General features: G+C 68.6%; 17 protein-coding genes. 8 read left to right on the forward strand and 9 right to left on the reverse strand.

From position 1 onward, the window contains the following. The first annotated feature begins 43 nt into the window (after positions 1–43). On the forward strand, positions 44–1,411 hold the full coding sequence (pmbA, locus tag GA0116996_RS02935; RefSeq protein ID WP_092307120.1) for a metalloprotease PmbA: 1,368 nt from the start codon (positions 44–46) through the stop codon (positions 1,409–1,411). Positions 1,412–1,469: 58 nt separating this feature from the next. Here pmbA and GA0116996_RS02940 read toward each other — a convergent pair whose 3' ends face one another. The 3 genes from GA0116996_RS02940 to GA0116996_RS02950 all read right to left on the reverse strand — a co-directional run bounded on the left by GA0116996_RS02940 (position 1,470) and on the right by GA0116996_RS02950 (position 3,608). Beyond that, positions 1,470–1,970, reverse strand: a complete 501-nt coding sequence (locus GA0116996_RS02940; protein ID WP_092307122.1) for a dihydrofolate reductase — start codon at positions 1,968–1,970, stop codon at positions 1,470–1,472. Continuing rightward, entirely contained in the window at positions 1,967–2,761 is a 795-nt protein-coding gene (locus GA0116996_RS02945) for a thymidylate synthase (RefSeq protein WP_092307124.1), read from the reverse strand. The genes GA0116996_RS02940 and GA0116996_RS02945 overlap by 4 nt, the downstream gene beginning before the upstream one ends. Positions 2,762–2,900: 139 nt before the next feature. Beyond that, entirely contained in the window at positions 2,901–3,608 is a 708-nt protein-coding gene (locus GA0116996_RS02950; protein ID WP_092307126.1) for a TerC family protein, read from the reverse strand. Between the two features lie 599 nt (positions 3,609–4,207). Between GA0116996_RS02950 and egtD the strand changes: the two genes are divergently transcribed. After that, on the forward strand, positions 4,208–5,302 hold the full coding sequence (gene egtD, locus GA0116996_RS02955) for an L-histidine N(alpha)-methyltransferase (protein ID WP_092307127.1): 1,095 nt from the start codon (positions 4,208–4,210) through the stop codon (positions 5,300–5,302). A gap of 167 nt (positions 5,303–5,469) precedes the next feature. Continuing rightward, positions 5,470–6,726: an SUMF1/EgtB/PvdO family nonheme iron enzyme gene (locus tag GA0116996_RS02960; RefSeq protein WP_092307129.1), complete on the forward strand. Its 1,257-nt coding sequence runs from the start codon at positions 5,470–5,472 to the stop codon at positions 6,724–6,726. A gap of 82 nt (positions 6,727–6,808) precedes the next feature. Here the strand turns inward: GA0116996_RS02960 and GA0116996_RS02965 are convergent, their stop codons facing one another. The 5 genes from GA0116996_RS02965 to GA0116996_RS02985 all read right to left on the reverse strand — a co-directional run bounded on the left by GA0116996_RS02965 (position 6,809) and on the right by GA0116996_RS02985 (position 10,822). Beyond that, positions 6,809–8,713 (reverse strand): DEAD/DEAH box helicase, encoded by a 1,905-nt coding sequence (locus tag GA0116996_RS02965; protein ID WP_092307131.1) that lies wholly within the window; start codon positions 8,711–8,713, stop codon positions 6,809–6,811. Positions 8,714–9,520: 807 nt separating this feature from the next. Continuing rightward, the gene (locus GA0116996_RS02970) at positions 9,521–9,763 is read right to left on the reverse strand and encodes a hypothetical protein (RefSeq protein WP_092307132.1); all 243 of its coding nucleotides are present in this window, start codon (positions 9,761–9,763) and stop codon (positions 9,521–9,523) included. A gap of 105 nt (positions 9,764–9,868) precedes the next feature. Continuing rightward, a complete protein-coding gene (locus GA0116996_RS02975) occupies positions 9,869–10,141 on the reverse strand; it encodes a hypothetical protein (protein WP_062801221.1) in 273 nt (90 codons plus the stop codon). An 86-nt stretch (positions 10,142–10,227) separates the two neighbouring features. Further along, a complete protein-coding gene (locus tag GA0116996_RS02980) occupies positions 10,228–10,497 on the reverse strand; it encodes a hypothetical protein (protein ID WP_092307134.1) in 270 nt (89 codons plus the stop codon). A gap of 55 nt (positions 10,498–10,552) precedes the next feature. After that, entirely contained in the window at positions 10,553–10,822 is a 270-nt protein-coding gene (locus GA0116996_RS02985) for a hypothetical protein (RefSeq protein ID WP_092307135.1), read from the reverse strand. 408 nt (positions 10,823–11,230) lie between these two features. Between GA0116996_RS02985 and GA0116996_RS02990 the strand changes: the two genes are divergently transcribed. Beyond that, the gene (locus GA0116996_RS02990; protein ID WP_092307137.1) at positions 11,231–13,315 is read left to right on the forward strand and encodes a serine/threonine protein kinase; all 2,085 of its coding nucleotides are present in this window, start codon (positions 11,231–11,233) and stop codon (positions 13,313–13,315) included. A 49-nt stretch (positions 13,316–13,364) separates the two neighbouring features. Here GA0116996_RS02990 and GA0116996_RS02995 read toward each other — a convergent pair whose 3' ends face one another. Further along, entirely contained in the window at positions 13,365–14,627 is a 1,263-nt protein-coding gene (locus tag GA0116996_RS02995) for a formylglycine-generating enzyme family protein (RefSeq protein ID WP_425248307.1), read from the reverse strand. A 257-nt stretch (positions 14,628–14,884) separates the two neighbouring features. On the opposite strand from GA0116996_RS02995, the gene GA0116996_RS03000 reads away from it, so the two are divergent. The 4 genes from GA0116996_RS03000 (at position 14,885) to GA0116996_RS03015 (ending at position 18,006) form a co-directional block, all read left to right on the forward strand. Continuing rightward, positions 14,885–15,310 carry a DUF4399 domain-containing protein gene (locus GA0116996_RS03000; RefSeq protein WP_092307141.1) on the forward strand — a complete coding sequence of 142 codons (426 nt, stop codon included), beginning with the start codon at positions 14,885–14,887 and terminating at the stop codon, positions 15,308–15,310. A 49-nt stretch (positions 15,311–15,359) separates the two neighbouring features. Further along, positions 15,360–15,788, forward strand: a complete 429-nt coding sequence (locus GA0116996_RS03005) for a DUF4399 domain-containing protein (protein WP_092307142.1) — start codon at positions 15,360–15,362, stop codon at positions 15,786–15,788. Between the two features lie 303 nt (positions 15,789–16,091). Next, on the forward strand, positions 16,092–16,361 hold the full coding sequence (locus GA0116996_RS03010; protein ID WP_092307144.1) for a hypothetical protein: 270 nt from the start codon (positions 16,092–16,094) through the stop codon (positions 16,359–16,361). A gap of 184 nt (positions 16,362–16,545) precedes the next feature. After that, positions 16,546–18,006, forward strand: coding sequence for an efflux transporter outer membrane subunit (locus tag GA0116996_RS03015; RefSeq protein WP_092307146.1), 1,461 nt, complete (start codon positions 16,546–16,548; stop codon positions 18,004–18,006). Positions 18,007–18,008: the final 2 nt, after the last annotated feature.

Consider the following 18,008-nt stretch of genomic DNA (forward strand, 5'->3'; position numbering starts at 1 on the left):
TTGCTATGATTGCCGCTTGGACTTTTGATGACACCCGCCCAGCATGGACCAGATCGCCGAACAGACCGCGCATTTCACCTACACCCAGGCCCAGCTCAGCGAGATGGCCGCCGATGTGCTGCGGGTGGCACGCGAACTGGGGGCGACCGACGCCGCCACCGAGATCTCCGAAGGCAGCGGCCTGTCGGTGTCGGTGCGCAAGGGCCAGGTCGAGACCATCGAGCAGAACCGCGACAAGGTGGTCGGGGTCACGGTGATGATCGGCAAGCGCCGCGGCAACGCCAGCACCTCGGACTTCTCGCCGGCCGCGCTGCGCGCCACCGCCGAGGCGGCCTACAACATCGCCCGCTTCACCGCGGAGGATGACTGCGCCGGCCTCGCCGAAGAGGAACTGCTGGAGCGCGCGCCGCAGGACCTGGACCTGTTCCACCCGTGGGCGCTCGACGCCGAAGCCGCGATCGACATCGCCACCCGCGCCGAGGCGGCCGCCTTCGCGGTATCGCCGCGCATCCGCAACAGCGACGGCGCCAGCGTCTCGGCCCAGCATTCGCAGTTCGTGCTGGCGACCACGCGCGGCTTCACCGGCGGCTATCCGTATTCGCGCCATTTCATCTCGTGCGCGCCGATCGCCGGCAGCGGCAGCGGCATGCAGCGCGACGACTGGTATTCGTCCAAGCGCTCGCCGCTGGCGCTGGCCGCGCCCGAGGACATCGGCCGCTACGCCGCCGAGCGCGCGCTGGCGCGGCTGCAGGCGCGCAAGCTGTCGACGCGCCGCTGCCCGGTGCTGTTCGAGGCGCCGCTGGCCGCGGGGCTGCTGGGCGCCTTCGTGCAGGCGGTGTCGGGCGGCGCGCTGTACCGCAAGTCCACCTTCCTGTGCGATTCGCTGGGCCAGGCCGTGTTCGCTCCGCATATTCAGATCCACGAGCAGCCGCATGTCCCGGGCGCCATGGGTAGCGCCCCGTTCGACGAAGAGGGCGTGCGCACGCGCGAGCGCGATGTGGTCAAGGACGGCGTGGTGCAGGGCTACTTCCTCTCCACCTATTCGGCGCGCAAGCTCGGCATGCAGACCACCGGCAATGCCGGCGGCTCGCACAACCTGACGCTGTCGAGCAGCCTGACCCAGCCCGGCGACGACTTCCCCGCCATGCTGCGCAAGCTTGGCACCGGCCTGCTGGTGACCGAGCTGATGGGGCAGGGCGTCAACTACGTGACCGGCGACTATTCGCGCGGCGCGTCGGGCTACTGGGTCGAGAATGGCGTGATCCAGTATCCGGTCGAGGAAATCACCATCGCCGGCAATATGGCCGAGATGTTCCGGCAGATCGTCGCGATCGGCGCGGACGCGCTGGTACGCGGCACCAAGGAAACCGGCTCGATCCTGCTCGAGCAGATGACCATCGCCGGCAACTGAGCGGCATCGATCCAAAAAAAAAGCGGGCCACGGCCCGCTTTTTTATTTCATGCGCCGGTCACGATTCTTCCGACGGCGGCCGCTCGTACGTGACGAAGGCGTAGTCGAAGCCGTTCGCTGCCGAATGATGGGTCTCGCGCGCGGTTTCGATCCATTGGGTGCGGTCGATCGCGGGGAAAAAGGCATCGCCTTCCACATCGGCGTCGATCTCGGTCACCACCAGCCGGTCCGCGCTCGGCATGGCCTCGGCATACAGCTGCGCGCCGCCGATCAGGAAGATCTGCTCGGCGCCCACGCACAGGCGCTGGGCTTCTTCCAGCGAAGGCGCCACTTCGGCCCCCTCGAGGCGCAGGTCGGGGTTGCGGCTGACCACGATATTGCGCCGGCCCGGCAGCGGGCGGCCGATCGAATCCCAGGTCTTGCGTCCCATGATCACGGGCGCGCCCATGGTGGTGCGCTTGAAGTGCGCCAGGTCTTCCGGCAGGCGCCACGGCAACGTGTTGTCGCGGCCGATGGTGCCGTTGCGGGCGCGTGCTACAACCAGTGTCAGCAGCGTCATACGGCCACCGGTGCCTTGATCGCGGGATGCGACTGGTAGCCCGCCAGTTCGAAGTCTTCGTAGCGGTAGTCGAAGATGCTGTCGGGCCGGCGCAGGATATTCAGTCGCGGCAGCGCCAGCGGCTCGCGCGCCAGCTGGGTCTGCACCTGTTCGAAATGGTTGTTGTACAAGTGGCAGTCGCCGCCGGTCCAGATGAAGTCGCCCACTTCGAGCCCGGTCTGCTGCGCCATCATATGGGTCAGCAGCGCATAGCTGGCGATATTGAACGGCACCCCCAGGAAGATGTCGGCACTGCGCTGGTACAGCTGGCACGAGAGCCGGCCGTCGGCCACGTAGAACTGGAAGAACGCATGGCAGGGCGGCAGCTTCATGCGCGGGATGTCGGCGACGTTCCAGGCCGACACGATCAGGCGGCGCGAATCCGGGTTGGCGCGGATCTGCGCCACCAGCTCGGAGATCTGGTCGATATGGCGGCCGTCCGGGGCCGGCCACGAACGCCATTGCGAGCCGTAGACCGGGCCCAGTTCGCCGTGCTCGTCGGCCCACTCGTCCCAGATGGTGACGCCGTGCTCCTGCAGCCAGCGCACATTGGTCGAGCCCTGCAGGAACCACAGCAGTTCATAGATGATCGACTTCAGGTGCAGCTTCTTGGTGGTCACCACCGGGAAGCCTTCGCGCAGGTCGAAGCGCATCTGGTAGCCGAACACCGAGCGCGTGCCGGTGCCGGTGCGGTCGGCCTTGTCGGTGCCATGCTCGTAAACATGGCGCATGAAGTCGAGGTACTGTTTCATCGGCGCGGGGCGGGATGGAAGGTGGCGCGGGCGCCTGGGCCCGCGAAACCGGCATTTTAAAGCAAGACGGGCCGCCCCTTGCGGGCGGCCCGTCCTTTGCGGCAGGGCCAGGGCGCGAGGCCCTGGCGCCGGGGCAGGCTTAGTGGCTGCCGGCCGGCTCCTGCTGCTGCTCGCGGCGCTTCTGCACCAGGTAGCCGGCACCCAGCACGCCGCCGACGATCAGCACGTACAGGCCCCAGTTGACCACCGGGTTGGCTTCGAAGAACGCCTTGATCATCGGCTCGTGCACGATCATCTTGACCGCCGTGAAGGCCAGCACGCCGGCGCCCACGTAGATGATGACCGGGAAGCGGGCCATCAGCTTGAGCACCAGGCTCGAGCCCCACACCACGATGGGGATGCTGATCAGCAGGCCCAGCACCACCAGCAGGAAGCTGCCGTGGGCGGCGCCGGCCACGGCCAGCACGTTGTCCACGCCCATCACCGCGTCGGCGATGATGATGGTCTTCATCGCGCCCCACAGGGTCGAGGCGCCGGTGCCATGCTCGTCGCCGCCGCTGTCGTCGGACAGCAGCTTGTAGGCGATCCACACCAGCGCCAGGCCGCCCACCAGCATCAGCCCGGGGACCTTCAGCAGCCAGACCACGCCGATCGTCATGGCCGAGCGGACCACCACGGCACCCACGGTACCCCAGATAATGGCCTTCTTCTGCAGGTGGGGCGGCAGGTTGCGTGCCGCCAGCGCGATCACGATGGCATTGTCCCCGGCCAGCACCAGGTCAATGACGACGATGGACAGCAGCGCCGTCAGGAACTGCATCGTGAACAGATCGGTAAACCACTCCATGAACTCTCCTCAGGTACGAATCAGCGCAAGCGCGCGCATTGGGTTCGCCTGGATTCACGTGCACGGGAGCGTGGGGGCGCCTTTGCAAACCATGAAGTCCAGGTTGCAAAGGTCTTGCTCGACCACTGGCGCGGTATGCGCGCCGGTTGTCAGCACAACCGGAGACTGCGGTCCCGGAATGACGATTGTGCTAAGGGCAAAGCCCCGGAGCTACTCCCCTTTGAGGGACACGACCCGTTCAGGGGCCGCGCTGGGCGGGATTATAAACGAACTGCAAGGGACATGCCGAATTAGGAAAGATACTGACTCAAGTTCGCCGGGGTGCCGTAATCGTCTCGCCCGGGCGCGCCGCGCGGGCGCTCCGGCGCGACGGCGCGTTGACTGCACGTGAGCGGCGCGTTTGCGGCGATTTTGTATCGGGCCCGCCATGGGGCTGCGCGATCCGCCGGATCGGCCTATCCTTGAGGTTCGGCTCCGACCGATGCGTCCCGGACAGCACAGGCGCGCATTGCGGAGACCGGCGCGCACGACATGCACAGCGCGGCCTTGGGGAATACGCAGTGAAGCAGTGCCCATTTGCGACCACACAAGGAAACGACATGCCGGTTGTCCCGAACCCGCCCAACCCTCCCGCACGCCACAAAGCCCCGCAGACCCCCCTCCCGCCCCTGAACCACCATAACGGCCATGCCGTGGCGCCGCCGGCGCTGGTGGCGCTGGCCAATGGCCGCGCGCAGCGCCCGCCGCAGCCGGAGTTGGTGCAGCAGTACCGCGAAGACAGCGGCGCGCTGCGCGAGCAGGTGCTGTCCGGGCTGCGCGCCGCGCAGGCGGCGATCAGTCCCAAGTTCTTTTACGACGTGCTGGGTTCGCGCCTTTTCGAAGCCATCACCGACCTGCCCGAGTACTACCCGACCCGCACCGAGGCCGCGATCTTTGCCAGCGCGGCGCCCGCCATCGCGGCGCGCGCCGGCAGCGGCTGCGTGCTGGTGGACCTGGGCGCGGGCAACTGCGAGAAGGCGGCGCGGCTGTTCGGCAGCTTGCGCCCGGCGCAGTACGTTGCGGTGGATATCTCGGTCGAGTTCCTGCGCGCGACGCTGTCGTCGCTGCAGCAGCAGCATCCCGAGATCCCGATGCTCGGGCTGGGCGCCGACCTGTGCGCGCCGTTCGACCTGCCGGCCCAGGTCAGGAGCGGCAGGCGCCTGTTCTTCTATCCGGGCTCGAGCATCGGCAATTTCGCCCCGGTGGAGGCGCTGGCGCTGCTGCAGCGCCTGCGCGGCGCGGCCGGGCGCGGCGACGGCGTGCTGATCGGCGTGGACCTGCACAAGGACGAGGCCACGCTGGTATCGGCCTATGACGATGCGCTGGGCGTCACCGCGGCCTTCAACCGCAATGTGCTGCGCAACGTGAACCGTATCGTGGGCACCGATTTCGCGCTGGACGACTGGCGCCACCAGGCCAGCTTCGACCGCGAGGCCTCGCGCATCCAGATGCACCTGCAGGCATGCCGCGACGTGCGCGTGCAATGGGACGGCGGCGCGCGCGAGTTCGCCGCCGGCGAGCGCATCCATACCGAGGATTCGTACAAGTACCGCCCGGAGGACTTCGCGCTGCTGCTCGAAGCCGCCGGCTTCGACGACCCGGTGTACTGGTCCGATCCGCGCGGCTGGTTCGCGGTGTTCCACGCGCGCGGCTGACCGGCCTGCCGGTCGGGTAGTGTCATAATGGCCGCAGTCCGGCGCGGCGTGCCACGGCGCGCCGCCTGCGGGCCGTGGCTGCCCCGGTCGCCCCGGTTGCGCCGGTTGCCCGCGGCTGTACGGACCGCTGCCTGGCCACCCTCCATTCCCTGCGCGGACTTCCCCCGATGAGCGGCTTTCCCATGCTTCCCGATCTCTACTTCACCGGCGGCAAGGCGACGTGGTCGGACCCGCGCCGGCTGCCGCGCGAAGGGCTGGCGCAGGCCCTGGTCGACACGCGCAGCCGCACGCTGGCGTGGCTGGCGCCGTTCGGGCAGACCCGCCGCGCCTGGGACGTGCCGCGCCAGCACGATGCCGATCCGCCGCTGTGGACCCTCGGCCACGTTGCCTGGCATGCGGAGTGGTGGTGCCTGCGCGGCGTACGCCAGGTCGATCGCGGCGGCGTGCCGGTGCCGGTGGCGTCGGAGCCGTCGCTGCTGGACGGCGCCGATGAATGGCTCGATCCCGACCGCATCGGGCCCGAGGAGCGCTGGGAGATCGCGCTGCCCGACGTCGCGGTGGTCAAGCGCTATGCCGCCGAGGTGCTCGACGGCGTGCTGCGCCGGATCGCGCTGCTGCCCGACGACACCGACCTGACCCTGTACCCGTTCCGCCGCGCGCTGCTGCATGAAGACGCGCAGGGCGAGGGCGTGGCCGCGCTGCTGCAGGCGCTTGGCATGGCCCCCGCCGAAGCCGCCGGGGCGGCGCCGGCGGCGGCCGCCGGACATGGCGGCACGCTGCATTTCCCGGGCGGGCGCTTCACGCTCGGCTGGAGCGATGCCGACGGCTTTGCCTGGCCCGACGAACTGCCGCCGCAGCCGACCTACGTGCCCGCGTTTGAAATCGACATGGCGCTGGTCAGCAACGCGCAGTTCCTGGAATTTGTCGAGGACGGCGGCTACGAGCATCCGGCCTGGTGGTCGTCGGCGGGACGGCAATGGCTGATGACGCAGGAACGTTCCGCACCGCGCTACTGGTCGCGCCATCCGGAGTCGCGCACATGGATGCTGGAGCGCTTCGGCACGCTGCGCACGCTCAACCCCGACGAGGCGGTGCGCCATGTCACGCTGTACGAGGCGCAGGCGTGGTGCGTCTGGGCCGGGCGGCGCCTGCCGGCGGAATCGGAATGGGAACTCGCCGCGACCCAGAACCGCGGCCTGCAGTGGGGCGCATTGCGCGAGTGGACCGCGACGCCGTACGAGCCGTATGCCGGCTTTGTCGCCGCCCCGTCCGATGGCGACATGGTGGGGCGCTTCGGCACGCACCAGGCGGTGCGGGGAGTGTCGTTCGCCAGCCCGGCGCGGCTGCGCCATGTGCGCGCCCGCTGGGCGCGGCTGCCCGAGGACGACCTGTCCTTCATCGGCTTCCGCACCTGCGCGATGTAAGTACCGCGCCAGCAGAAAAAAACAGGGCACCCGAGGGTGCCCTGTTTGCTATCCGGCAGGTGCGCGCAAGCGCACCGCGCGATCAGCGCTCGTAGCGCGAGCGGCTGTTGCGGTTGCCGCCGCCGTTGCCGGCGAAGCCGCCGCCAAAGCCGCGGTTGCCGTCGCGGTTGCCGAAGCTGCGGCCTTCGCCGTTGCCGCCATTGCCACGGTAGCCGCCGCCGTTGCCACGGCCTTCGCCGAAGCCGCGGTTGCCGTCACGGTTGCCGAAGCCGCCGCGCGGATCGTCGCCGAACGGACGACCGCCTTCGCGGTTGCCGAAACCGCGGGCACCGTCGCTGGCGCCGCGGAAGCCGCCGCCCTGGCCGCGGTAGCCGCCTTCACGGTTGCCGAAGCCGCCACGGTTGTCGTCGCCGAACGGGCGCGCGCCTTCCGTGCGATTGCCGAAGCCGCGGCTCTCGCCGCCGAACTTGCGCTCGCCGAAGCCGGCACGGTTGTCGCCGCCGAACTTGCGGTCGCCGAAGCTGCGCTCGCCGCCACGGTAGCCGCCATTGCCGCCGCCGTTGCCACGGAAGTCACCGCGGCCGCCACCCGGCTTGCCGCCGAAGTTCGAGCGCGGCTTGGGCGCGCGGCGCGGCTCCAGGCCTTCGATCACCGACGCGTCGACGCGCTGGTTGGTGAAGCGCTCGATCCGGCGCCACTGGAACATGTCGTTGTGGTTGACCAGGTTGATGGCGATGCCCGAGCGGCCCGCGCGGCCGGTACGGCCGATGCGGTGCACGTAGTCCTCGGCCTGCTTGGGCAGGTCGAAGTTGACCACGTGGGTGATATCGGGCACGTCGATGCCGCGCGCGGCCACGTCGGTGGCCACCAGCACGCGCAGGTTGCCGCGGCGCAGCGCGGTCAGGGTGCGGTTGCGCGCGCCCTGGGTCATGTCGCCGTGCAGCGCGCCGGCCGAGAAGCCGGTGTCGGACAGGCGCTCGGCCAGCGAATCGGCATCGCGCTTGGTCGCGGTGAAGACGATCGCCTGCTTGAGCGACGCGTCGCGCAGCAGGTGGTCCAGCAGGCGCTCCTTGTGCGACATGTCGTCGGTGAAGTGCAGGCGCTGCTCGATATGGCTCTGGTCGGCGCGGGCCGCGGCGATCTCGATGCGCTGCGGGTCCTTCAGCTGGCGCGAGGCCAGCTGGGCGATGCGCGCATCCAGCGTGGCCGAGAACATCAGCGTCTGGCGCGAAGCCGGGGTGGCGTTGACGATGGCGTCGATGTCGTCGGCAAAGCCCATGTCGAGCATGCGGTCGGCCTCGTCGAACACCAGCATCTGCAGCGCCGACAGGTCGATGCGGCCGGCGTCGATATGGTCGAGCAGGCGGCCCGGCGTCGCCACCAGGATGTCAGGCATCTTGGCCAGCGCGGCCAGCTGCTTGGGGTAGGGCATGCCGCCCAGGATGCTGGCGCAGACGATGCGACGCAGGTTGCGGCCGTACTTGGCGGCGGCCTCGGTCACCTGCAGCGCCAGTTCGCGCGTCGGCGTCAGCACCAGCAGCGCCGGCTGGGCCGGGGCCGGACGGGGGCGCTTGCCCTTCATGCGCTTGGCGGGCTCGGTCGAGCGCTGGGGCGCCGGCATTTCGCTGATGCGCTGGATTGCGGGCAGCATGAAGGCCGCAGTCTTGCCCGAGCCGGTCTGGCTCGACACCAGCAGGTCGCGGCCGGCCAGGAAGGCGGGGATGGCCTGGGCCTGCACCGGGGTCGGCGTGTTGTAGTTCAGTTCGGAAAGCGCGCGCAGGATGGCCGCGTCGAGGCCAAGCTTGGCAAAGCCGCTTTCGGTCGCTGCGGTTTCAGTGGCGGCCTGGGCTTCGGCTGCCGGGCTGCCGTTGAGCATGGCGTCGAGCTTGTCGAGCGGGCTCTCGATAATCTGGGCAGCGTCGGAAGTGATCGAAGCGTCGGTCGCGGAGGCAATAGCTTGCTCCGCACGAATGTCGTGCTGGGTCATGTCGGAATGGTCAAATAAATGCATGGCACCCCGAAATGCAGAATGGGGTGGGCGCAGTGCAAAGTCTTAAAAAGGCTTCGGCGCCAATCGGTGAGGCCGTTACGACAGACACAGCTGGCAGTACGGCGGCAGGCAGGGTGGTGGCTGGTAACCGCGGGGCGGTCCGGCCATGTCCCTGGCAGGCAAACAGCTCAGTTCAGGCTGTTCAACAGGATCGGAGACGAGGCGACGTCAGGTGAGCGGTGCGTTCTGCTGGGCGGCTGGGGCCATATTGTGATGACTAGGCGTCCGGCAGCGAGGAAACAGAGCTTGGGAGGGCAGCGGATTCGCCGGGCAGGAAGCCGGGCGCTTGGCGGATCTCACAGTTGCGAAACTCACGGCGCGGATTATAGCAGAGTGCCAGAATTTTGTTGCACTGCGAAAACGTAACCGGATATGTCAGGCAGGCGTCACCTGCGCGGTAGCGGCCGGCCCGCTGGTTGCAAGCGGAAATGCCCCGCCTATACTTGAGGCGCGAGCACACAGGATGCCCGCACGGGGCGGACGAAAACGCTCCCGCTTGACCTCCTTCAGCGGCATTGCGCCGCTGTTCGCGGCAAGCACTGCGGTCATTGACTCCACGCGCCAGTCTTCCTGCGACTCTCCGGGTGGTCCGGATGGGCGTCCGCGTCATGGGCGGAATCATGGGAAGCCTGCATGGATACAGAATGACCGAACTGCTGACCGCGTGACCCAGGCGGTCCGGGCCCGTCCGCATCCAAAGCCCGCCAGAGATGGCGGGCTTTTCATTTGGGCCGGCGGGTCGCTTCAGTCCTCGGCAGCGTTGCCCGCGGACTTGCGCGGGAGCCGGCCGAGCGGTGCCTCGCGCGGCATCGCATGGCGATTGCCGGGCAAGCCACCGGGGTAGTCGACGATGCGCACGGCGCCCGGGCGCCGCAAGCCATGCCACGCCTGGCCGCCGGCCGTGCGCCCGCCGCCGAGGATGGTGATCATGGCCTGCCGGTCGAGATCCATGCTGTCGGGCAAATCCTTGATGACGATCACTGCCATGGCTGTCTCCGGTCAAGCGGGACCCCGGCCCTGCGGCCGCGGGACCGCTTCAGTATAGGCGAGGCGGTCCCGCGCTCCTGCCCGCGGGGCCGCACCGCGCTGCGCTCAGACGGCGGCAAAGTTGCCGGCCCATTGCGACGGGTTGACGTTGACGCGCACCGGACCGACGCCGGGGCCGACAAAGCTGTTGTTGAGCGTGTTGACGTTGATGCTTTGCAGCTGCGCGATGTTCTGGTTGACGTTGACGGTGACATTGGCGAGCGGGCCGACATCGCCGACACCGCGGCTGAGCCACGAGCTGCCGCCGCGTACGGCGCCCAGCGAGGCACGATCGAGTTCCTTGCTCAGGGCAAGGTCGCGGACGAGGATGGTTGACATGATGGTGCTCCTTTGAATCGGTGTGGGGCGGCAGGCGCGGAGATTGCTGCGCTCAGGCAGGCTCCGCGCGCGCTGCGCATCGGCTTTCAGCCGAAGATGTTGTTGGTGGCGTTCTGGTTGGTGTGCACGTCGGACTTGACGTGGTCCAGGAAGGCCGAGCCGTTGCCGTTCAGGTTGGTGACGGACTGCATCTGCGCGATGCTCTGCACGGCGCTGATGCTCTTGTCGACCGACGCCTTGATCGGCATGTAGACGGCGGCGAAGGGCAGGTAAGACGTGCCGCCGCGTACGGCGTGCATGCGCTTGCTGTCGAGGGTTGCGGCGGCGGACAGGTCCTGGATGGTCAGCGTGGTCATGATGGTCTCCGGTATCGGTAGTCAGTGTCTGGGTTCGGTGGGCCGGGCGCGAAGCTCAGCCGAAGATGTTGTTGGTGGCGTTCTGGTTGGTGCGCACGTCGGACTTGACGTGGTCCAGGAAGGCCGAGCCGTTGCCGTTCAGGTTGGTGACGGACTGCATCTGCGCGATCTCCTGCACGGCGGTGATGCTCTTGTCGAGCGACAGCTTTACCGGGCTGTAGACGGCGGCGAAGGGCATGTAGGCGATGCCGCCGCGCACGGCGTGCATGCGCTTGCTGTCGAGGGTTGCGGCGGAGGACAGGTCCTTGATGGTCAGCGTGGTCATGATGGTCTCCAGTAGAGGAAGGTGTTGCCTTGGGTTTGGGGTTCGAGCATCGGGTTGGTGTCGCGCTCGGGAGGGACAATCGCAGGGACTGTGCCAGGGCCATGGGAACTTGCGCTGCGCGCGCGCAAGTGCCTGAAAACAAGGGGAATTCAATGCCGATGTCGACCCGGCGGCAGCGCCCGCGCGGTGCTGCCGGCGCCCCGGTGTGACGGGCCGCGGCCAACACTGGCGGCGCCGGTGTTGGTGCCGCCGCGACAGTGCCGCGCGCGGGCGGCCATGGCGCATGCAAAGCGCGCCGCGGTGCGGTCGCATGCCGTCCTCGCATGGTTTGCGCATGCCTTGGGTGCGCACTAGTATCCAGCGAGGAGGGGGCATCTCCGCAGGGCGGGACAGGCCCTGCCAGCAACCATGTCGGGGCATCCCGTGGCCAGTCTCAAAGACCTGATCCGCAAGTTCCAGAACGGTGGTCTCTCCGACGACGAGTTCGTCGCGTCATTCGAAACGGCCCTGGCGCAAGACCCCACCACGCCGAGCCAGGCGGCGCGGGTGGTGATCGAGGAAAACACGCGCTTTCCGTTTCCGCCCGCGGTCTATGCCGAAGTCATGCGGCGCATCGAGCGCCGCGGCGCCACCCAATACGATGGCGCCGGCGATGCCACGCGCCTGGCCGGCACGGAAACCGGCTCGATGTATGCGGCCTCGCCCGAACCCGGCACGCTGCCGCAGACGCCGGCCACCAAGGGCGTGGGCGATACGCTCAACGGTCGCTTCGTGCTGGAGGAATGCCTGGGCGTGGGCGGCATGGGCACGGTCTACAAGGCGCTCGACCTGCGCAAGCTGGAAGCCTCGGACCGCCGGCCGTACATCGCCATCAAGGTGCTGAACCTGCAATTCAGCGGCCATCCCAAGTCGCTGATGGCGCTGCAGCGCGAGGCGCGCAAGGCGCAGACGCTGGCGCACCGGAACATCGTCACCGTCTATGACTTCGACCGCGACGGGCCGGTGGTCTTCCTTACCATGGAGTACCTGTCGGGCTCGTCGCTCAACCATGTGCTCAAGGCCCCGGGCTTTGCCGGCATGCCGATGGCGCGCGCCATGCCCATCATCCAGGGCATGGGCAATGCGCTGGCGTATGCGCACGAGCGCGGCTTCGTGCACTGCGACTTCAAGCCCGCCAACGTCTTCCTGACGGGCAACGGCGAGGTCAAGGTGATCGACTTCGGCATCGCGCGCGGCTTCCTGCCGCCGGCCGACGAATCCGACCGCACCGTATTCGATCCCGGTTCGCTGGGCGGCATGACGCCGGCCTATGCCAGCCCGGAGATGTTCGAGCATCGCGAGCCCGACCCCCGCGACGATATCTACGCGCTGGCCTGCGTGACCTACGAGCTGCTGAGCGGCAAGCATCCCTACCAGCGGCTCTCGGCCAACCAGGCGCGCGAAGCCGGGCTCAAGCCGGCGCAGCTGCCGCAATTGGGCCGCACGCAATGGAAGACCCTGCGCGAAGCGCTTTCGCTCGACCGCGAGACGCGCACGCCGACGGTCGCGCGCTTCCTGCAGGGCATGAGCGCGGCGCCGGCCGCCAGCAGCGGGCCGGCGCGCCGCTCCGCGCCGTTGGTGGGCGCGGGCGTGCTGACCGCGTTGGCCGGCGTGGCGGCACTCGGCTACTACGCCTGGCAGTCGCAGCGGCCAGCCGAAGCCCCGGCCGCGGATGCCGGCGCGACCGCGCCGCTCAGCGCTGCCGCGCCGGCCGCGGAGCCGCCCGCCGCGCCCGTGCCGGCGCCGCCAGCACCCGCGCCAGCCGCCGCGGCGGAGTTGTCGATGGCCGAGGTCGGCAAGCTGCTGGCCGCGGTGCCGTGCTCGCTGCTTGCCGGCGCGCGGCAGGACCAGACCCTGCACGTGCGCGGCTACCTGGCGGAAAGCGTGGGTGCCGCGCGCCTGCGCGAACAGCTCAGCGGCTTGCCGGGGGCCAAGGCGCTGCGCGAGGTGGTGGTCGACGCCCAGCCGCTGGCCGCCGACAAATGCGAGGTGGCCAGGATGATCGCGCCGTACTGGTCGGGCAACCGCCAGGGCGAGACCGCGTCGTCGCTGCAGTTGCGCGGCAAGGGCACGCAATTGACCGAGGGCGCGCCCATGGTGCTCGACCTGCGCACGCCGGCGCAGGATTCCTATGTCTATGTCGACTACTTTGCAGCGGACGGCAAGGTGGCGCATATGGTGCCAAGCCAGCGCATTCCGGCCCACCAGGCGCCGCCGGCGCATCACGCCACCATCGGCGACAGCGGCGACTGGATCGTCTCAGCGCCCTTCGGCAACGAACTGGTGGTGATGCTGACCACGCCGGCGCCGCTGTTCGCGTCGCGCCGTGCCGAGGTGGAGTCGCGCCAGGAGTATCTGCGGGCGCTGGAAAAGCCGCTGGCGCAGATGGCGCGCACGTATGGCCGCGACCGCATCAGCGCGGACCTGGTGCAGATTTCCACGCGCGCACGCTGACGGCGCTGGCCACGGTGCGCGGGCTTGCGCTTCACGCCGCAGCGGCTTCCTATTTCATGTCGCGTGCCACGCGAAAGCCGTTCTGCGATTGCCGCACGCTCGGGCTGTACTTGAAGCGCGTCGACGACACCATGTAGCTGGCGCCTTCGCGCCACGAGCCGCCGCGGATGACACGCGCCCCGCAGGCGTTCTCGTTCCATGCGCGCCCGTCGGTGGGCGCGCCCTTGTACGAGCTGTGCCAGCAATCGGCGACCCATTCCCACACGCTGCCGTTGACGTCATGCAGGCCGTAGGGGTTGGCCGCGAACGAGCCCACCGGGGCCGGCGCATCCTGGCTCCACGGATCGCCGCAGTCCTTGCAGTTGGCATTGCCCTTGCGCATCTGGTCGCCCCACCAGTAAGTGCTGGCACTGCCGCCGCGCGCCGCGTATTCCCATTCCGCCTCGGTGGGCAGGCGGTAGCTCTTGCCGGTGGTCTTGCTGAGCCACGCCACGTACTGCTGCGCGTCGTCCCAGCTGACGTCGCGGACCGGTGCGTTCTTCGCGCTGTCGGCGAGGGTGGGAATGCGCTGGCAGCCGCCGGCGTCGGCACAGGCGTTCCATTGCTCGACCGTGACTTCATAGCGGCCGATGGCAAAGGGCTGGCCGATGGCGACCTGATGCGGCGGCTTTTCGGCCGGGTCGCTGGCGTTGCTGCCCATGGTGAAGCTGCCCGCCGGCACCGTGACCAGCGCCGGGCAGGCCGGGCAATCGCGGATCTCCGCAGTGCGCAGCGTGGTACTGACCACGCCGTCGCCCGCCGTGCCGGCGCGCGGCGCCGTGGCCGGTGGCGCCGGTGCGGGCGCTGAAGGACGCGCGGCCGCGGGCGCGGCCGGTGCAGCCTTGGCCGGGGGTGCCGAAGCCGTGGCTGGCGCCGGGGATCGCGAGGCCTGTCCGCCGGCCGTGGCGCCGGCGCGTGGCTGCGGCGCGGGCGCCTGCGCCTTGGGCGCGGGGGCGCTGCCCGCCAGGCGCTCGAGCCGCGCCCTGGCCAGTCCCGCGAAGCGGCCGTTGGGGTACTGCTTCAGGTAGGCCTCGTAGTCGGCGGCGTAGTTGCTGTTCTTGATCGATTCCCAGAAGCTCAGCTCATACTGCTCGTCGGTGTTCTTCGGCATGATGCCGGCGAGCAGTGTCCGGGCTTGCGCCGGTTCGCCGGCCGCGGGCATTGCCGTGGCGAGCAGCCCTGCCGTGACGGCCATCGGGATCATCGCAGCCACGCGTACCACTGGTAGGTTGCGCCACATCTTCACACCTCGCTGGAGCCGCCGCGATTCCATTGCATGCCGTAGCCGCCGGCATGCGCTGGGCACCTTGGGGTGTGGCCAGGACGTCGACCGGCTTGCTTCAAGATAGCACAGCGCGTGTGGATGCGGCGGAGCATTGCCGGGCCCGCGCCGCACGCCGGGGTCGCCTTTTCCGCGCTTGCGTTCTAACCTGAATGACGAATCGCCGAGCGCTGACCAACAAGCAACAACAAGGGGCTTTCGGGACAACGTGATCGGGTTTCGGGATAGATCTCGGGGAGGCGACGCGCATGTCCAGACGATTCCTGCTCCGCCTGCTGGCGGCCACCACGCTGGCCGTCGCGCCGTCGCTGTCGTTGCCGACGGCAGCCCCGCCCAATGCCGAGGCTTATATCATCTGGCCGCACGACGGCGCTGTCATCGGCGGCGGCAAGTTCTGGGTGCGCATGGGCCTGCGCAATATGGGCGTATGCCCCAAGGGCGTCGAATCGCCACGCTGCGGGCACCATCACCTGCTGATCGATACCGAGCTGCCACCGCTCGACAAGGAAATCCCGTCGGACAAGAACCACCTGCACTTCGGCGCGGGCGAGACCGATGCGCGCATCGAACTGCCGCCCGGCAAGCACACGCTGCAATTGCTGATGGGCGACGCCAAGCACGTTCCGTTCGAGCCGCCGATCTATTCGAAGAAGATCACCATCACGGTGAAATAGCGACGCAGCACGCGCCGGCGGAGCCGATCAACAAACAGGGGAGAGCGCCATGTCCCGACTACTTGCCGCGGCTGTCTTCGCCGTCAGCCTGTTGCTGTCCGCGTGGGTGCAGGGCGGCCCCACGGCTGCGCCGCCCAATGCCTATCTGTACATCGGCTGGCCCAATGACGGGCAGACCCTGCCCGCCGGCAAGCCGTTCAAGGTGTGGTTCGGGCTGCGCAACATGGGGGTGGCGCCCAAGGACGTGAAGTTTCCCAATACCGGCCACCATCACCTGCTGATCGACGTGGAGCTGCCGCCGATGGACAAGGAGATTCCCAACGACCGCAATCACCTGCATTTTGGCGCTGGCGAGACCGAGACCATGATCGAGCTGGCGCCGGGCAAGCACACGCTGCAGCTGCTGATGGGCGATGACAAGCACATACCGACCAACCCGCCGGTATATTCCAAGCGCATCACGATCTACGTAAAGTAGGCCGCAGCAGGCAGGCTGGCGACCTGGCGCGGAATCGGGCCAGGTTGTTGGCCCGCTTCCAACACGCATCCTCCCATCTGTTGGCGGCCTCCCGCCACCAGGCCCGCGCGTCAATCGTGGCGCAGTCCTGCCGGGCCATGCGCCGAGAACGAAAAACCCCCGTGTTTACAGGCACTTCCGCCATCTGGCGCGGCATCGCGGGCGCGCTGGCACGGTCCCTGCATTTGTCCCTCCCGAGCGCGACACCAACCCGATGCTCGAACCCCAAGCCCAAGGCAACACCTTCCTCTACCGGAGACCATCATGACCAAGCTGACCCTCACCGACCTGACCACCGCCGAAACCCTGGACCGCAAGGGCATGCACGCCGTGCGCGGCGGCCGCGCGCTGATGCCGTTCGTGGCCGTGTTCCAGCCGCTGAACCTGTCGATCGACAAGAGCATCACCGCCGTGCAGGAAATCGCGCAGATGCAGTCCGTGACCAACCTGAACGGCAACGGCTCGGCCTTCCTCGACCATGTCCGTTCGCATGTGGATACCAACCAGAACGCCAGCAACAATATCTATCGTTGAGAGGATGGTTGAGATGGCGCAGCGCCGCGGGGGCATCCCCGCGGCGCTTTTGCCGACCCCGTGCCGATCGGGGTTGGAGCGCGCGCCCGCGCGCACCACAATACAGACAGACGCGGCGGCCCCGCTGTACCGGCGAACCGGTACAGCCCTTGCCGACCGCCGCCGTCGCACGCAGGAACACATCGTGCCCGCATTCTCCCTTGCTCCGTCCGTACTGGCGGTGATCCGCGCGCCGCGCCGTGGAGCCTGGCTTGCCGCGCTGGCGGGCCTGGCGCTGCTGGCGGGTTGCGCCGATTTCCGCCCGCCGGTGTACCAGCGCCCGGAAACGCCGGCCAAGGCCGAATGGTCGCGCCAGGACTCGATCACGGTATCGCCGTCCGAAGCGGTGCAGCCCAACTGGTGGCAGGGCTTCAAGGACCCGTACCTGAACCAGCTGATCGAACGCGCGCTGGCCGGCAACTTCGATATCAAGGTGCTGGCGGCGCGCATCCGCGTGGCCAACGCGCAGATCGGCGAGGCCCGCGCCGGCGGGCTGCCGGTGATCGACGTCGGCGCCGGCGCAAGCTTCGACAAGAGCACCGGGCAGAAGTCCACCTGGACCTATAACGCCGGGGCCCAGCTGAACTGGGACATCGATATCTGGGGCAAGGTCGAGAAGGGCGTGCAGGCGCAGACCGCCGAGTTCCGCGCCACCGAGGCGGACTGGCGCGCCGGCTACCTGACGCTGGTGGCCAATGTCTCGACCACTTACTTCCAGATCCTGCAGTTCGACGAGCAGATCGAGCAGCAGTCGCGCACCGTGGCCAGGAACGGGCAGATCCTGTCGACCTACCAGGCCATGTACCAGAACGGGCTGGTGCCGAAAATCCGCGTGATGCAGCAGCAAGCCGAAATCAACCGGTTGAACAAGGATCTGCTCGAGCTGCGCCGTTCGCGCGATGTGGCGGAGAACGCGCTGGCGACGCTGGTGGGCGTGCCCGCCGGCAATCTCAAGGTGCCGGCAGGGCGGCTGCAGGAGCGCGTGCAGCCGCCCCCGGTGCCGGCGGGGCTGCCGTCGCAGCTGCTGGCGCGGCGCCCGGACGTGGTGGCGGCGGAGTATCGCGTGCTGGCCGCCTACAACATCGTCGGCCAGGCGCGCCTGGCGCAGCTGCCCAGCATCAGCCTGACCGCGCGCGGCGGCACCGCCAGCTTCGCGTTGAGCGACCTGCTGAAGTCCTTCACCTTCGGCTTCATGCCGAGCATCAACCTGCCGATGCTCGACCCGGGCGTGCGGGCGCGGGTGAAGACCACAGAGGCGCAGGTGGGCGTGGCGGAAAACGAATATGGCCGCACCGTGATGACCGCGTTCGAGGAAGTCGAGACCGCGCTGGTCAACGTCGACGCCCACAAGAAGCAGCGCATCGAACTGCAGCAGCAGGTGGAACAGCTGCGCGTGGTATCCGCGCAGATCGAGGCGCAGCTGAAGGAAGGCGTGGTCTCGCAGCTCGAAGTGTTCGAGACCGAGCGCTCGCTGCTGGCCGCGCAGCTGCAGTTGTTGGCGGTCCACCAACAAATCCTGGGCGACACCATCACGCTCTACAAGGCGCTGGGCGGCGGCTGGCCCGAGGCCGATGTGCGCAACACCGCCCTGAATCCGCCGCAGTAAGT

The organism is Cupriavidus alkaliphilus (genome assembly GCF_900094595.1).
Classification (GTDB): domain Bacteria; phylum Pseudomonadota; class Gammaproteobacteria; order Burkholderiales; family Burkholderiaceae; genus Cupriavidus; species Cupriavidus alkaliphilus.

Bases quoted from the DNA above. Each gene is read 5' to 3' on its own strand.
- pmbA (WP_092307120.1), top strand. From the start codon at position 44: ATGGACCAGATCGCCGAACAGACCGCGCATTTCACCTACACCCAGGCC.
- GA0116996_RS02940 (WP_092307122.1), bottom strand. From the start codon at position 1,970: ATGACGCTGCTGACACTGGTTGTAGCACGCGCCCGCAACGGCACCATC.
- GA0116996_RS02945 (WP_092307124.1), bottom strand. From the start codon at position 2,761: ATGAAACAGTACCTCGACTTCATGCGCCATGTTTACGAGCATGGCACC.
- GA0116996_RS02950 (WP_092307126.1), bottom strand. From the start codon at position 3,608: ATGGAGTGGTTTACCGATCTGTTCACGATGCAGTTCCTGACGGCGCTG.
- egtD (WP_092307127.1), top strand. From the start codon at position 4,208: ATGCCGGTTGTCCCGAACCCGCCCAACCCTCCCGCACGCCACAAAGCC.
- GA0116996_RS02960 (WP_092307129.1), top strand. From the start codon at position 5,470: ATGAGCGGCTTTCCCATGCTTCCCGATCTCTACTTCACCGGCGGCAAG.
- GA0116996_RS02965 (WP_092307131.1), bottom strand. From the start codon at position 8,713: ATGACCCAGCACGACATTCGTGCGGAGCAAGCTATTGCCTCCGCGACC.
- GA0116996_RS02970 (WP_092307132.1), bottom strand. From the start codon at position 9,763: ATGGCAGTGATCGTCATCAAGGATTTGCCCGACAGCATGGATCTCGAC.
- GA0116996_RS02975 (WP_062801221.1), bottom strand. From the start codon at position 10,141: ATGTCAACCATCCTCGTCCGCGACCTTGCCCTGAGCAAGGAACTCGAT.
- GA0116996_RS02980 (WP_092307134.1), bottom strand. From the start codon at position 10,497: ATGACCACGCTGACCATCCAGGACCTGTCCGCCGCCGCAACCCTCGAC.
- GA0116996_RS02985 (WP_092307135.1), bottom strand. From the start codon at position 10,822: ATGACCACGCTGACCATCAAGGACCTGTCCTCCGCCGCAACCCTCGAC.
- GA0116996_RS02990 (WP_092307137.1), top strand. From the start codon at position 11,231: ATGTCGGGGCATCCCGTGGCCAGTCTCAAAGACCTGATCCGCAAGTTC.
- GA0116996_RS02995 (WP_425248307.1), bottom strand. From the start codon at position 14,627: ATGGAATCGCGGCGGCTCCAGCGAGGTGTGAAGATGTGGCGCAACCTA.
- GA0116996_RS03000 (WP_092307141.1), top strand. From the start codon at position 14,885: ATGTCCAGACGATTCCTGCTCCGCCTGCTGGCGGCCACCACGCTGGCC.
- GA0116996_RS03005 (WP_092307142.1), top strand. From the start codon at position 15,360: ATGTCCCGACTACTTGCCGCGGCTGTCTTCGCCGTCAGCCTGTTGCTG.
- GA0116996_RS03010 (WP_092307144.1), top strand. From the start codon at position 16,092: ATGACCAAGCTGACCCTCACCGACCTGACCACCGCCGAAACCCTGGAC.